Consider the following 13,708-nt stretch of genomic DNA (forward strand, 5'->3'; position numbering starts at 1 on the left):
ACGGTGTGGTGTTCGACGTGCGCGACCTCGCTGCCCCCATCGTCATCGCCCCGATGGCGGGCGGACCGTCGACGCCCGAACTGGCCGCCGCCGGCAGCAACGCCGGCGCACTCGGCTTCATCGCCGCCGGTTATCTCAGCGCCGACGTGTTCGCCGATCGGCTCCGCGCGGCGGCGGAGCTGACGTCCGGTCCGCTCGGCGCCAACCTGTTCGTGCCGCACCCCAGCGCCGCGACACCGGAGTCGATCGATCGCTACGCCGCGGCGCTGTCGCCGGACGCCCGCCGTTACGGCGCCGAGCTCGGGACGCCCCGGTTCAGCGACGACGACTGGACCGCCAAGCTCGAGGTGCTGCTCGACATCCGGCCGGCGTTGGTGTCGTTCACCTTCGGGTTGCCCAGCGCCGAGGAGCGCCGCCGCCTGTCCGCGGCAGACATTGCCACCGCGGCCACGGTCACCACGCTGGCCGAGGCCCGTCAGGCCGCCGAGGTGGGCGTGGATTGCGTGGTCGCGCAGGGACCGTCGGCGGGCGGGCACCGCGGCACCTTCGACCCGACCGCGACGCCGTCCGATGTTGTACTCGACGATCTCGTCGCCACCCTGGTCGCCGAACTCGACCTGCCGGTGGTGGCGGCCGGCGGGTTGATGACCGCGGCGGACGTGGACCGGGTGCGACGCGCCGGTGCTGTCGCCGCGCAACTGGGTACCGCATTCCTGTTGGCCGACGAGGCCGGCAGCAGTGCTGTGCACCGCGCGGCGTTGACCGATCCGGCTTTCACCGAAACCACTGTCACCAAAGCGTTTTCCGGCCGGTTCGCGCGGGGTCTGCGGAACCGGTTCATCGACGAGCACGAGGCCGAGGCGCCGTTCGGATATCCCGAGGTGCACTACCTGACCGGCCCGGTGCGCGCGGCATCGGTGCGCGCCGGTGACCCGAACGGAACCAGCGTCTGGGCGGGCACCGGCTTCGACAAGGCGGTGCCCGGGCCGGCGGCCCAGATCATCGAGCTGCTTCGAGTGCACTGATGCCGCCGCTCACCCGCCGTGCATTCACGATGGGTCTGGGCGTGCTGGCGGCAGCGCCGTGGGTGGGTGCGTGCGTGAACCAGACCTCGGGCGGATCCGGCGAGCACGTCGTGGTCGTCGGCGCCGGGATGGCTGGACTGGCCGCGGCGCGGCGCCTGGCCGACGCCGGGGTCAGGGTGACCGTACTCGAGGCGCGTCGCCGCATCGGCGGGCGAACGTGGACGGACACCTCGCTGGGCGTGCCCGTCGATCTCGGCGCGGCGTGGATCCACGGGACGCAGGACAACCCCCTGATGAAACTGGCTGCCGAGGTCGGCGCCGAGACGGTCGAGACCGACTTCGAGAACGTCATGGTGTTCGACCGTGCCCAGCCGGTCCCGGACGCCGACGTGGAAGCGGCGGGATCCGCCTGGACGGACGCGGTGGAGGAGATCTACCGCGCCGGCGCCGATGCCGGACCGCAGACGTCGCTGGCCGACGTGGTGGCGGACTACGTGGATGTCGACGATCCGTTGATCCAGTGGTTGATCACCTCGACGGTCACCGCCGAATACGGAGCCGATCCCGCCGGTCTGTCGCTGCGGTGGTTCGGCCAGGAGGGGGAATTCGACGGTCCGGATGTGCTGCTGCCCAACGGCTACGGCCAGCTGGTGGCGCATCTGTCCCGGGGCCTGCAGATCCGGCCGGACACGGCAGTCACCCGCATAGACCACCGCGGCGCCGCCGTCACGCTCACCACGACACGGGGCATGGTCACCGCCGACCGGGTGATCGTCACGGTGCCCCTCGGTGTGCTCAAAGCCGGTGCCATCACGTTCGATCCGCCGCTACCCGAGTCGAAGTCGCAGGCGATCCGGCGTCTGGGCTTCGGTCTACTCGACAAGGTCGTGCTGAGGTTCGACGAGCCGCACTGGCCCGCGGACCCTGATGTGTTCGGCGTTGTGGGCGCTGACGCGCCGGTGAGCGATGTGGTCAACGGGCTGCGGTTCTCCGACACGCCGCTGCTGGTCGGTCTACGCGCCGCGAGCAATGCCCGTGACCGCGAAGGCCTGTCCGACGGTGCAGCGGTCGACCAGGTGCGTGCGGTGCTGGGCCTGCCCGAGCCCACCGGCGCGCTCGTCACCCGCTGGGCGGCCGACCCGTTCGCGCGTGGCTCCTACAGCTTTCTCGCAGTGGGATCGAGCCCAGACGATCAGCGTGCCCTCGCCGAGTCGGTGGGGGATCGGTTGCACTTCGCCGGTGAGGCCACCCAGGAGGAGTTCTTCGCCACAGTGCACGGCGCCTACCTCAGTGGGTTGCGCGAAGCCGAGCGAATTCTCGACTGAGCCATCGGATTCAGCGCAATGCCTCGATGACGACGTCCCCGGTCTCCGAGCGGGCGGTGACCACCGACGCAGCGTCGTCGCGGTTGCGGGTCTGCGGCACGGAGACCACCGTGGAGCCCCGCCCTTCGCCGGTGCTGGCGTTGACGGCGTACGGGCCGGGATCGGGCACCGCGAGGACCACATCCCCGTCGCCGGTCTCGACGTCGACGACGGCAGGAGCGGCGGCGAAGTCGACGCTGACGTCTCCGGTCTCGGTGACGGCCCGGAATGACTCGGCCACCGAAATCGCGTTCCGGCTGGCGACGTCACCGTGATCGTTGGCGATGTCGATGCGGCGTGCCGACCCGTTGAGCACGACCGCCCCGTCGGTGGTGCGGGCGGTGAGCTGGTCGACATCCGCGTCGGCCATCACCACCCCCATGTCCTGCTCGGTCGTGACCGCCAGCCCCCGGGCCAGCTGCGGCGGCAGCACCACTGTGATCTCACCGCCCCGGGCCCAGCGCAGCATCGGTGCCGGCTCGGCGCTGACGCTGACCCGCGCGCTGCGGCCGTCGGCGCCCAGCGTCAACGGCTCTACGTCCGTGCGCGCCGGGCTGATCAACCGCAGATCCACGCGGGGCTCGGAGACGTCGCGATCGGTGGTGATCCGGATGACCGCCGGCACCGGCCCGGTGTCGACGGTCAACGCGCGCAGTGTCGCCGGCAGCGTGATCGTGTCCGCGACCACCCGGAATCGGCTTGCGCCCCAAGCGAACCCCGCCAACGACACGATGACCGCGGTGATCAGGACGCCGGCGAGCACAACCAGCCCGACCCGCACCGCGGTACGTCCGCCGGGGGACAGCGGAGGCGGCGCCGTGGGTTGCCCGGCAGGATGTCCAGGGGGCAGGAGCAGTGGGGTGGTCATCAGAGATCATTCCTTCCGGTGCGCGTGGGCACGTTCACGATTCGAGGAACCGCAGCACGGCGAGCACCCGGCGGTTCTCGCTCTCGTCCTGGGCCAGGTCCAACTTGGTGAAGATCGAGGCGATGTGCTTCTCGGCCGAGCCGACCGATATGTGCAGCGCGGCAGCGATCGCCGAATTGGTTCTGCCCTCGGCCATCAGCTGCAACACGTCGTGTTCCCGTGGCGTCAGCGCGTCGAGGGTGTTTCGGCGGTGCGAGCGCACCAGGATCTGGGACACCACCTCCGGGTCGAGCACCGTGCCGCCGTTGCCCACGACCTGCACGGCGTCGAGGAAGGCCGGTACGTCGGCCACCCGGTCCTTGAGCAGGTATCCGAATCCCCGGGTGTCCGAGGCGATCAGCTCGGCGGCGTAGCGTTCCTCGACGTAGTGCGACAGCACCAGCACCGCTGAATCCGGGTTCTGGCTGCGCAGCAGCGCGGCTGCCCGGATCCCTTCGTCGGTGAACGTCGGCGGCATCCGCACGTCGACGATCGCCAGGTCGGGGCGCTCGTCGTTGACCAGCCGCAGCAGGTTGGTGGCGTCGGGCACACCGGCGACGACGTCGTGGCCGGCGTCGGTCAGGATCCGCTCGATGCCGGCCCGCAGCAGCGCCGAGTCTTCGGCGATCACGATGCGCATGGCAGCACCGCGGTGATGATCGTGGGTCCGGTGGCCGGGCTGGACACCGTGAACGTGCCGCGCGCTGCCCGCACCCGCTCGTCGAGGCCACGCAGCCCGGTGGCTTCACCGCTTCCGTCGTCGGCCACGATGCGCGCCCCGCCGTGCCCGTCGTCGAAAACGCTGACGTGCAACTGCTGGGTTGATTCGTCGAGCCGGACGGTGACCGCGGCGTTCGAGGCGCCGGCGTGCCGGGTCACATTGGTCAATGCCTCGGCCACCACGAAGTACGCACATGCCTCCACCTCGTCGGGAAGCCGCCGCGGCAGGTGCAGGCTGAGCGTGGTCGGGATCCCCGCGTTCACTGTCCGCTGCACCACCGCCGACAGCGCGGCGTCGAGTCCGCGGTCGGACAGGATGGTGGGGGCGATGCCGCGCACGACGTTGCGTAACTCCACCAACGCGCTTTTGGCGTCGGCGTGCGCTTCGCCGATGAGGGCTTTGGCCGCGGGCAGGTCGGTGTCGAGTTTGGTCTGGGCCAGCCCGATCGTCATCGCCAGCGACACCAACCGCGGCTGCACGCTGTCGTGCAGGTCGCGTTCGATGCGGTGGCGTTCGGTCTGCGCCGAGGTCACCGCACCCTCGCGGGCATCGGCCAGTGCGCTGACCTGGTTCTGCAGTGCTGCGGTCGGCGACGGGCTGAGCAGCCACCGGTCGATGGACGCATCCAGTGTCGGGGCGAACACGAGCAGCGTCACCGCCGCGGCGACCGCCACCGCGGCCAGCAGCAGCGCGACCGGCGTGGGCAGGAACGACAAGCCGGCCTGCGCGTCGCTGTTGCCGATCACCACCGCGGCCGCCGGCGCCAGGAACGCGAAGGCGAGCAGCGCCACGGCCAAGCCGGTGACCAGCGCGTCGTAGATCATCCGCAGATAGTGGTGGGCGACCGACTTCCAGAATCGTCCGCTGCTCACGTCCAGCCACAGCTGGTGTGCCCAACGCTGGAAGCCGGTGTAGGACGACAGCCGGCGTGCAGGCACGCCGATGCCCATCCCGAACACCGCCTCGCTGCGGATGCGTTCGACCCGGTCGATGCCTCGCATCAGGTAGATGAACACCACCGCGGCGACGACGAACCCGATGATGCTCGGGATCGAGGAGATGCCGAGGACGACGATGCCGAGGGGGATCCAAAACCACACCACCGCCAGCGCGCCGCCGGCGATCAGCGAGGCGGTGGGCACCACGCCGATCGGGCGGGGCCCGCGGTGGGGCTCGCCGGCCGGGATGCCGGTGGTGTCGGTGTCCGCCGCCGGGGCTTCGGGCGCGGCGGCGTCATTCGTTACGACCATGCCCACCAACCTATGGACCGGCGCGCGCCGAGGACACGGCGTTTTCCCGCGAGTCCGGCGGGGGTTTTCCTCCACAGAGCTCTGCAGCGCGAGCGCGCGTGTCACCGCCCGACACGCCGCACCCAACCGGCATTTCGCGCGCGCTCGCCGCTGGCCATACTGACGGAATGACCGCCGACACCGCCGGCCCCGCCGATCCCGCAGGTCCAGCCGGGCCCGCCGGCCCCGCCGGTCCAGCTGGCCGTCGCCCCGCGATCCTCGACTATCTCGGCCCCAACTGGTTCGCCTCGGTGATGGGAACCGGGATCGTCGCCACCGCGGGCGCGTCGTTGCCGGTACCCCTGCCGGGTTTGCGGGCGTTCGCGCAGGTGGTGTGGGTGATCGCGGCGACGTGGCTGGTGGTTCTGATCGTGGCGACGGTCGCGCACTGGGTGCGTAACTCCGAGATGGCCCGCAGCCACGCGCGCAACCCGCAGATGGCGCACTTCTACGGCGCGGCTCCGATGGCGCTGCTGACCGTCGGATCCGGCGCGCTGCTGGTCGGGGTGGATCTGATCGGCATGCGCACCGCGGTGAGCCTGGCCTGGATTCTGTGGATCGCCGGGACGATCGGCGGGCTGGTCACGGCGCTGAGCATCCCGTATCTGATGTTCACCCGGCACCGGGTGGAGCCCGACGCCGCGTTCGGTGGCTGGCTGATGCCGGTCGTGCCGCCGATGGTGGCCGCTGCCACGGGCGGGTTGCTGATCCCGCACATGGCCGAGGGGCCAGGCCGGGCCACCATGCTCTACGGCTGCTACGCGATGTTCGGCCTGTCGCTGATCGCGTCGCTGATCATCATCACCATGGTGTGGAGCCGGCTCGCCCACTTCGGTACGTCGGGCACCGCCCGGGTCCCCACGCTGTGGATCGTGCTGGGGCCGCTGGGCCAGTCCATCACGGTGGCCGGGTTGCTCGGCGCCGATGCCGCGCTGGCGGTCGACGAGAAGCTCGCCGACGGTATGAGTGTGTTCGCGGTGCTCTACGGCGTTCCGGTGTGGGGTTTCGCGGTGCTGTGGATTGCGCTGGCCACCGCGCTGACCGTGCGTACCCTGCGCCGGGGCATGCCGTTCGCGCTGACATGGTGGAGCCTGACGTTCCCGGTCGGCACGTTCGTCACCGGAACCACCCAGCTGGCGGTGCACACCGACCTGCCGGCGTTCCGATACGCGGCCGCCGTCGCCTACGTGGGGTTGTTGTTCACCTGGCTGCTGGTGGCGGTGCGCACGCTGCGCCTCGGCTGGCGCGGCTCGTTGTTCACCCCACCGGCAGCCGACCCCATTCGTGCCCGCAAGGATCCGGCGCGCTGACGCACCCACCGTGACGCCTTGCGCGCCCGATTCACCCGGCGTGCCAGAATCGCCGACGTGCGAATCGGGATGACGATGCCGGTGATGGAACCCGATCTGGACCGGGGGACGCTCAAGGCCTGGGCTCAGCTGATCGACGGCGGCGCGTTCTCGTCGCTGTGCTGGGGGGAACGCATCGCGTTCGACAACCCCGAGAGCCTGACCCTGCTCGGGGCGCTGGCGGCCTGGACCGACCGCGTGCGGCTGGTGACCACCGTGGTGGTTCCGCAGTTGCACGACCCCGTCATGCTCGCCAAGCAGCTGGCCACCGGTGACCTGCTCTGCGGCGGACGGCTCACCGTCGGTATCGGGGTGGGCGGGCGCCACGAGGACTACCACGCGGTCGGGGCGGACCCGGCAACGCAGACGATGCGCCAGATGGCCGAGCGGGTGGCGGTGATGAAGCGCGTGTGGGCGGGGGAGAAGATCACCGACTCGACGCTGCCCGTCGGGCCTCCGCCGGTGCAGGCCGGGGGCCCGCAGCTGGTGGTGGGCACGATCGGGCCCAAAACCGTGCGCAGCGCCGCCGCCTGGGCCGAGGGTCTGGCCGGGATCACGCTGGACCTCGATCTCGACAAGGAGTCCGCGCTCTTCGACGTGGCTCGGCAGGCCTGGCAGGAGGCGGACAAGCCGGCCCCGCACCTGGCGACCTCGTTCTGGTTCGCCCTCGGTGACGGAGACGAGCCGCGTGCGCAGGTGCACCGGCATCTGCGTCGCTACATGAACTGGATTCCCGCCGAGGTGGTCGACGCGATGGCGCCGACGACCGGGTGGGCCGGTACCGACGACGAGCTGCGAACGGTGCTGGGCCGCTTCGCCGAGATCGGCGCCGACGAGGTTCATCTGATCCCCACCAGCTCCGACATCGACCAGGTGCGCCGGGTCGCCGCGATCGCCGAAGAGTTCTGACGCCCGACGCGCGCGGTTCGGTTCCGGACCTGATGGTGGGATGACACGCTGCTGACATGACGATCAGCTGGGGCGGTCGCGCCAAGCAGATGTGGCAGGCGGTGAGCAAGCAGGTGCCGGCTCCGTTGGCCCCACCCGACACCTTCCCCGTCGACGAGGTCGCCGAGATGTTGCGCGACATCGGCATCGCCCTCATCGAAGTGCAGGTGCCCAGCGGCGTCGTGGAGTCGCGGTTGGAGCGCATCGCCGCGCGCTACACCAGCGAGCCGGTGCGCGTCGTCGCGTTGCCGACGGTGCTGATCGTGCAGGTGGGAAAGGTCGGCCACGAGGTGGCGGCCTCCACCGGAGGCACCACTCAGCTCGACCGCGCGGGCAAGGTCGACGCGGTGGCACGTCTCGCGACAGCGGGCGCGGTCGCCCCTCGCGATGCGGTCCGTGACATCACCGAGGCGCGCACTGCGACGCCACGCTTCGGTCCGGTCATGATCCTGGTCGGCTACGTCATCACTACGCTGGGCTTCGGCATCGTCATCAACCCGGCGTGGACGGCGTTGTGGGCGTATGTGTTTCTCGGCGCCGTGGTCGGTGCTGTGGTCGTCGTCGCCGGACGCATCCCGACGCTGGCCGTCATCATCCCGTCGCTGTCGGCGGCATTGGTGACGACGTTGGCGATCTGGTTCGTCGCCGACGCCGCGAACGACGAATTGCTGCGCATCATCGCTCCCGCACTGGTCGCCACCTTGCCCGGCCTGTCGCTGACCATCGGAGCCATGGAGCTGGCCGGCGGCGCCATCATGGCGGGCTCGAGCCGGCTGGTGTACGGAGTGGTCCAGCTCATGCTGCTGGCGTTCGGGGTGGCGATCGGGGTGGCCATCGCGGGCAGGCCGGGGTCGCCTGCCGTGGCCGACCGGATGGGGCCGCTGTCGTTCTATGTCGCGATCATCGTCATCGGGATAGGGCTCTACATCTACCTGTCCGCACCGCGCGGGTCGCTGCTGTGGGTGACCGCCGCCGTGGCCGTGGCACTCATCGGTCAGAAGATCGGCGGTCTGTTCCTGTCGTCGGCGCACTCCGGGGCCCTCGGTGCGCTGCTGGTGTTTCCGTTCGCCGTGGCCGCGGCGAAGTTGAAGACCGCCCCGCCGGTGTTCGTCATGTTGCTGGCGGCCTTCTGGTCGCTGGTGCCCGGCGCGTTGGGTTTCGAGTCGATCACCGCGGCCGCGGTGCAGCGGTCGCTGGACGCCGCCACGTTGGGCAACACCTTCTCCGCGGTGTTCTCCATCGCGCTGGGCACATTGGTGGCCTGGAGCATCTACGACACGGTGTTCGCGCGCCGAGATGACGGCCTCAACAGTGGCAAGCTCGAAGCATGACCGACACCGACGCGTTGCCGCCCATCGTGTCGCGGGCCGAGTGGGAGACGGCGCGCGCCGAACTGCTGGTGCTGGAGAAGGACCTCATCCGCGCCAAGGACGCAGTCAGCGCCGCCCGTCGCCGGCTGCCCATGGTCGAGATCGACACCCCGTACGTGTTCGACACCGAGACGGGCCCGCTGACCCTGCTCGACCTGTTCGAGGGGCGCAAGCAGCTGATCGTCCAGCACTTCATGTTCGCGCCGGAGTGGGACGAGGGCTGCGCCGGGTGCTCGATGATGGCCGATCACGTCGGGCCGCTGTCGCACCTGTATGCCAAGGACACCGCGTTCGTGCTGGTGGCTCGCGCGCCGGTGGGCAAACTGGTGGCCTTCAAGGACCGCATGGGCTGGGACCTGCCCTGGGTGTCGTCGGGCCGGTCGACCTTCAACGAGGATTTCCGCACCACCATCGACGGTCAGGAACGGCACTCCATCAGTGTGTTTCTGCGTGACGGTGAGCGGGTCTTCCACACCTGGCAGACGTTCGACCGCGGTGAGGAGCCCTTCATGGTGGTGTTCGACCTGCTCGACCTGACCCCGTACGGCCGTCAGGAGACCTGGGAGAAGTCACCGCCGGGCTGGCCGCAGCAACCGGCCTACGAGTGGATCCGGTTGCACGACGCGTACTGACGCACCATGGCTGGCACGCTTCGCCTCCTGAGCCGGGGCGGCTGGCGGCGCCGAGCCGGGGCGGATGGCGGCCCACTTTCACTCCCGCCCAGCGACGCCTTGACTATCGGCCCCACTTCCACGGCTTGTCCCAATGGCCGGGTGGCACACCGGTGACCTGCCCGATGTGTCCGGGCGGAACGTTGACGATCTGTCCGACGTGGCCGGGCGGGGGCGGCTGGGGCAGCCACCAGTCGTGGTCGGCGTTGGCCAGACCTGCACCCAGGCCCATCGATGCCGCACCCATGCCGCCGGCAATGGCTGCCGCGATGACGATCCTCTTCACCTGCATCGTGCGCTCCTCTCGGCGGATGCTCGTTTCAGGTTTGTACCCATTTCTATCGCGCTCGGGCACTCCAGCGTTAAGCGCGGCCGGGCGACGAATGATTCCTCACAGTTCACGCGGCTCTTACGGGGTTGGGCGCCAGGGCTGCATCGGCGCAGCGCAGCACCTCCGCTCCGTCTGTGGCCCAGACATCCCGCGTTCCGCAGCCCGCGTCCCGCAGCCCGCACTTCGCAGCCCGCTTCCCGCGAGCCCGGAGCCCGCACTTCGCAGCCCGCAGCCCGGAGCCCGCGGCCCGGAGCCCGGAGCCCGCGTCCAGACAGCCCGCGAGCGTACGGTTTCTGACGGAAATCACCCGAATCTCGTCAGAAACCGTACTTTCGCGGCGCTCACGGCATGGAGCCGTCTGTGGCCCAGACATGCCGCGTCCCGCAGCCCGGAACCCGCGTCCCGCACTTCGCAGCTCGCACTTCGCAGCTCGCAGCCCGCACTTCGCAGCCCGCGGCCCGGAACCCGCGGCCCGGACCCCGCGGCCCGGAGCCCGCGGCCAGACAGCCCGCGAGCGTACGGTTTCTGACGGAAATCACCCGATTCTCGTCAGAAACCGTACTTTCGCGGCGCTCACGGCTTTTTCCCCTGCACGACTGGGCTCGGCGACGTGCGTGACGGGCTTGGGTGACGTGCAAGACTCGGTCCGGCGACGTGCGTGACGTGCCTGGGCGCCCTGCACGACTTGGGTCCGGCGACGTGCACGACTCGGTCCGGCGACGTGCGTGACGTGCCCGGGCGCCCTGCGTGGCTTGGCGCGTCTCGCCGTCGCAACGGTTTCTGAAATCGTCCGGCGACCCGGTGGTCTGGCCTAGGTTGGTGGCCGTGTGCACCCGTGTGCTGTGGAACTCGAATGAACTGGCCGTCCTGACGGGACGCAGCATGGACTGGCCGGAGTCCACCGAACCGTTGATCGTCGCGTTTCCGGCCGGCCGCCGGCGCGACGGGGGAGCGCTGGCCGGCATCGACGTGGTACCCCGTAATCCGCTGCGCTGGACCAGTCGCTACGCGACGTTGGTCACCTCGGTGTACGGCCTCGGCGGTATCGACGGCTTCAACGAGAAGGGCCTCGCCGGGCACGGATTGTATCTGCAGAGCACCGACTTCGGGGTGCGCAACCCCGCTGAACCAGGCGTGCACGCGGGCATGTGGTTGCAGTACCTACTGGACCAGGCGGCGACCGTGCCCGAAGCGCTGGCATTGATGGACGGCCTGGACGTGGTGATGGTCGGCGCCCACGGCCACGACGCGACCATCCATCTGGCTCTGGAAGACGCCTCCGGTGACTCGGCCATCATCGAATTCGACCACGGCACCCCGATCGTGCACCACGGCCGTCAGTACACGCTGATGACCAACGACCCCACCTACGACGAGCAGCTCGCCCTGCTGGCCGAGCGGGACTTCTCCCAGCCGTCGCGGGACATGCCACTGCCCGGAAACGTCAACGCCGTCGACCGTTTTCAGCGTGCGGCCTACTATTCGGCGCTGCTGCCCTCACCGCGCGACGAACGTCAGGCAGTCGCCGGGGTGCTGGCCATCATGCGCAACGTGTCGGTGCCGTTCGGCGCCCCCTATGGCGAGTTCGGTGTCTACAACACCGAGTACCGCACAGTGTGCGACCTGACCAACCGGGTCTACTTTTTCGAGTTGACGACCAGCCCCAACACCATCTGGGTGCGTTTCGACGACCTGACGCTGCCTGACGGCGGCGACCCGTTGATCCTCGATCCGTATGACGAGACGATGGTCGGGAACGTGACGGCCCGAATGACGCCGGGACACATCGGCTTCTGACGTCGTCGTCGCCGCGGAGGAGTTGCGCATGCTCGAGGTGATCGTCAAAGGAGCTGCCACCGAAGCCCACCCGGCGCCGCTGGTGTTCGTGCACGGCGCGTGGCACGGAGCGTGGTGCTGGGACGAACACTTCTTGGACTACTTCGCCGAGCTGGGCTACGCGTGCCACGCCCCGAGTCTGCGCGGCCACGGAGCGAGTTCGGGAGGCGGGCGGCTGCGCTGGCACCGGGTGGCCGACTACGTGCGGGATCTGGCTGACCTCGTCGACCAGTTGCCGGCGTCGCCGGTCTTGATCGGCCATTCGATGGGTGGCTTCGTCGTGCAGAAGTACCTCGAGCGCCACCGTGCCGAAGGCGCTGTGTTGCTCGCGTCCGTACCGCCGACCGGGGCGGTGGGAGCCACCATGCGCATCGCCCGACACCATCCGGTGCAATTCCTCAGGGCCAACGCGATGCTGCGCCTCGCTCCGTTGGTCGCCACTCCCGAACTCGCTCACCAGTTGTTCTTCTCGGCGGCCACCGCGCACAGCGATGTCGATCGATATCAGCGTCGCATGCAGGACGAGTCCTACCGGGCGTTCCTCGACATGCTCGTGCTCGATCGCGTCAGATCCTCGCGGGTTGCCGCGATCCCGATGCTGGTGCTGGGCGCCGACGCGGACACCATCATCTCTCGACGCGACGTCCGGCAGACCGCCGCCACGTACGGGGTGAAACCCGAGTTCTTCGCGGACACGGGTCATGACCTGATGCTTGAACCACAGTGGCCGAAGGTTGCCCAACGCATAGCGGAATGGCTTGCCGCCCAGAGCTTTTAGCTATCGCGCACCGTGGCGATCTCGTAGTCGCCGAGCTGACCCATCAGTACGTGGAGCTGATCCTGCGAGGAACCGAGGGTGTGTTCGATCGCCGTCAGCTTGGCCGCGTAGTGACCGACCGGGTACTCGGCCGTCACGCCGATGCCGCCGTGCAGCTGGATCGCCTCTTGGCTGATGTGGCGTCCGGAGCGACCGATCTGCAGTTTGGCCCGCGCCGCGATGGTCGGATCCAGATCACCGTCGGCGATCGACATGGCCGCATACAGTGTCATGCTGCGAGCCAGCTCGAGGGACACATACATGTCGGCGGCGCGCTGGGTCAACGTCTGGAACGTGTTCAGCGTGACACCGAACTGCTTCCGCTGGGTGAGGTATTCGGTGGTCAGTCGCAGTGCTTCCTCCATCGCGCCGAGCGCTTCGGCGCACAGCCCCGACGAGATGCGTACCAGGGTGTGGCTGACGGCTGCCGACGCATCGGTCGCCTCGCCCAGCGGTTCGCATGCCACCGCATCCAGATCTATCTGGGCGGCGCGTTGGCCGTCGAAGGTGCGGAACGACTGCCGGTTCACCGCGCCGGCGTCGACGAGAAATGCGCCGGTACCGCCGTCGGGAAGAGCCGCGGTCACCACCAGGGTGTCGGCACTGTCGCCGGCCAGGACCGGGTTCTTACAGCCGGTCACCGTCCACGAATCACCGTCGCGGGCAGCCTTGGTCGTCACCGGCGCGTGCGCTCCGCGCATCCCCGGCTCCTGGTGGGCGAAGGCCAGCAGCCGCTCGCCGGCGGCGACCTCGTCGAGCAGCGCGCGCTGCTCTGCCGAGCCGAGCTCGGCGATCAACGCTCCCGGCCCGAGTGCCCCGTGCAGCACGGGCTCGGGGGCCAGTCGCCGGCCGACCTCGGTGAGCACCACCTGGATCTCGTTCTGCCCGCCGGCTTCCTCCTCGAAGCCCAGCCCCAGGATGCCGATCTCTGCCAACTGCTTCCACACGTCGCGGCTGAAGCCGGGGTCGCTGTCGATGATCTCGAGCCGACGCTCGGTGTCGTAGGCGCGGGCGAGCAGGTCGCGGGTGGTGTCGCGGAGCAGAACCTGCTCTTCGCTGAGTTGAAAGTCCATGGTTCAG

General features: G+C 69.5%; 13 protein-coding genes. 8 read left to right on the plus strand and 5 right to left on the minus strand.

What is annotated here, in order from left to right; all coding sequences use genetic code 11:
• Window positions 1-5: 5 nt before the first annotated feature.
• Together ACEWX3_RS09075 and ACEWX3_RS09080 are read left to right on the plus strand one after the other, a co-directional pair.
• A complete protein-coding gene (locus ACEWX3_RS09075) occupies window positions 6-1,025 on the plus strand; it encodes a nitronate monooxygenase (protein ID WP_374159230.1) in 1,020 nt (339 codons plus the stop codon).
• A complete protein-coding gene (locus ACEWX3_RS09080) occupies window positions 1,025-2,350 on the plus strand; it encodes a flavin monoamine oxidase family protein (protein ID WP_374159231.1) in 1,326 nt (441 codons plus the stop codon). The genes ACEWX3_RS09075 and ACEWX3_RS09080 overlap by 1 nt, the downstream gene beginning before the upstream one ends.
• A gap of 10 nt (window positions 2,351-2,360) precedes the next feature.
• On the opposite strand, the gene ACEWX3_RS09085 is transcribed toward ACEWX3_RS09080, so the two are convergent.
• From ACEWX3_RS09085 to ACEWX3_RS09095, 3 genes are read right to left on the minus strand one after another with little or no spacing between them, the layout of a single operon-like run.
• Window positions 2,361-3,257, minus strand: a complete 897-nt coding sequence (locus ACEWX3_RS09085; protein ID WP_374159232.1) for a DUF4097 family beta strand repeat-containing protein — start codon at window positions 3,255-3,257, stop codon at window positions 2,361-2,363.
• A gap of 34 nt (window positions 3,258-3,291) precedes the next feature.
• Complete coding sequence (locus ACEWX3_RS09090; protein ID WP_374159233.1) at window positions 3,292-3,936, minus strand: response regulator; 645 nt, start codon at window positions 3,934-3,936, stop codon at window positions 3,292-3,294.
• Entirely contained in the window at window positions 3,924-5,267 is a 1,344-nt protein-coding gene (locus ACEWX3_RS09095; protein ID WP_374159234.1) for a sensor histidine kinase, read from the minus strand. The genes ACEWX3_RS09090 and ACEWX3_RS09095 overlap by 13 nt, the downstream gene beginning before the upstream one ends.
• Window positions 5,268-5,434: 167 nt before the next feature.
• Here ACEWX3_RS09095 and ACEWX3_RS09100 point away from each other — a divergent pair, with 167 nt between their 5' ends.
• From ACEWX3_RS09100 to ACEWX3_RS09115, 4 genes are all read left to right on the plus strand, one after another.
• Complete coding sequence (locus ACEWX3_RS09100) at window positions 5,435-6,616, plus strand: TDT family transporter (protein WP_374159235.1); 1,182 nt, start codon at window positions 5,435-5,437, stop codon at window positions 6,614-6,616.
• A gap of 75 nt (window positions 6,617-6,691) precedes the next feature.
• Complete coding sequence (locus ACEWX3_RS09105; RefSeq protein ID WP_221363140.1) at window positions 6,692-7,564, plus strand: LLM class flavin-dependent oxidoreductase; 873 nt, start codon at window positions 6,692-6,694, stop codon at window positions 7,562-7,564.
• Between the two features lie 56 nt (window positions 7,565-7,620).
• Window positions 7,621-8,934 carry a threonine/serine exporter ThrE family protein gene (locus ACEWX3_RS09110; RefSeq protein ID WP_207066875.1) on the plus strand — a complete coding sequence of 438 codons (1,314 nt, stop codon included), beginning with the start codon at window positions 7,621-7,623 and terminating at the stop codon, window positions 8,932-8,934.
• Window positions 8,931-9,605 carry a DUF899 domain-containing protein gene (locus ACEWX3_RS09115; protein ID WP_374159236.1) on the plus strand — a complete coding sequence of 225 codons (675 nt, stop codon included), beginning with the start codon at window positions 8,931-8,933 and terminating at the stop codon, window positions 9,603-9,605. Before ACEWX3_RS09110 ends, ACEWX3_RS09115 begins: the two co-directional genes overlap by 4 nt.
• A gap of 103 nt (window positions 9,606-9,708) precedes the next feature.
• On the opposite strand, the gene ACEWX3_RS09120 is transcribed toward ACEWX3_RS09115, so the two are convergent.
• Window positions 9,709-9,936: a hypothetical protein gene (locus ACEWX3_RS09120; RefSeq protein ID WP_207066873.1), complete on the minus strand. Its 228-nt coding sequence runs from the start codon at window positions 9,934-9,936 to the stop codon at window positions 9,709-9,711.
• 864 nt (window positions 9,937-10,800) lie between these two features.
• Here ACEWX3_RS09120 and ACEWX3_RS09125 point away from each other — a divergent pair.
• Together ACEWX3_RS09125 and ACEWX3_RS09130 are read left to right on the plus strand one after the other, a co-directional pair.
• Window positions 10,801-11,772, plus strand: coding sequence for a linear amide C-N hydrolase (locus tag ACEWX3_RS09125; RefSeq protein ID WP_374159237.1), 972 nt, complete (start codon window positions 10,801-10,803; stop codon window positions 11,770-11,772).
• Between the two features lie 28 nt (window positions 11,773-11,800).
• Window positions 11,801-12,589 carry an alpha/beta hydrolase gene (locus ACEWX3_RS09130; RefSeq protein ID WP_374159238.1) on the plus strand — a complete coding sequence of 263 codons (789 nt, stop codon included), beginning with the start codon at window positions 11,801-11,803 and terminating at the stop codon, window positions 12,587-12,589.
• Here ACEWX3_RS09130 and ACEWX3_RS09135 read toward each other — a convergent pair.
• Window positions 12,586-13,701, minus strand: a complete 1,116-nt coding sequence (locus ACEWX3_RS09135) for an acyl-CoA dehydrogenase family protein (protein ID WP_374159239.1) — start codon at window positions 13,699-13,701, stop codon at window positions 12,586-12,588. The two genes, ACEWX3_RS09130 and ACEWX3_RS09135, sit on opposite strands and share 4 nt — an antisense overlap.
• Window positions 13,702-13,708 lie beyond the last annotated feature (7 nt).

Source organism: Mycobacterium sp. G7A2 (assembly GCF_041902445.1).
Classification (GTDB): domain Bacteria; phylum Actinomycetota; class Actinomycetes; order Mycobacteriales; family Mycobacteriaceae; genus Mycobacterium.

Excerpts from the sequence above, each read along its gene's own strand:
- ACEWX3_RS09120 (WP_207066873.1), bottom strand. The coding sequence starts at position 9,936 with ATGCAGGTGAAGAGGATCGTCATCGCGGCAGCCATTGCCGGCGGCATG.
- ACEWX3_RS09080 (WP_374159231.1), top strand. The coding sequence starts at position 1,025 with ATGCCGCCGCTCACCCGCCGTGCATTCACGATGGGTCTGGGCGTGCTG.
- ACEWX3_RS09130 (WP_374159238.1), top strand. The coding sequence starts at position 11,801 with ATGCTCGAGGTGATCGTCAAAGGAGCTGCCACCGAAGCCCACCCGGCG.
- ACEWX3_RS09090 (WP_374159233.1), bottom strand. The coding sequence starts at position 3,936 with ATGCGCATCGTGATCGCCGAAGACTCGGCGCTGCTGCGGGCCGGCATC.
- ACEWX3_RS09085 (WP_374159232.1), bottom strand. The coding sequence starts at position 3,257 with ATGACCACCCCACTGCTCCTGCCCCCTGGACATCCTGCCGGGCAACCC.
- ACEWX3_RS09115 (WP_374159236.1), top strand. The coding sequence starts at position 8,931 with ATGACCGACACCGACGCGTTGCCGCCCATCGTGTCGCGGGCCGAGTGG.
- ACEWX3_RS09100 (WP_374159235.1), top strand. The coding sequence starts at position 5,435 with ATGACCGCCGACACCGCCGGCCCCGCCGATCCCGCAGGTCCAGCCGGG.
- ACEWX3_RS09095 (WP_374159234.1), bottom strand. The coding sequence starts at position 5,267 with ATGGTCGTAACGAATGACGCCGCCGCGCCCGAAGCCCCGGCGGCGGAC.
- ACEWX3_RS09105 (WP_221363140.1), top strand. The coding sequence starts at position 6,692 with ATGCCGGTGATGGAACCCGATCTGGACCGGGGGACGCTCAAGGCCTGG.
- ACEWX3_RS09110 (WP_207066875.1), top strand. The coding sequence starts at position 7,621 with ATGACGATCAGCTGGGGCGGTCGCGCCAAGCAGATGTGGCAGGCGGTG.
- ACEWX3_RS09135 (WP_374159239.1), bottom strand. The coding sequence starts at position 13,701 with ATGGACTTTCAACTCAGCGAAGAGCAGGTTCTGCTCCGCGACACCACC.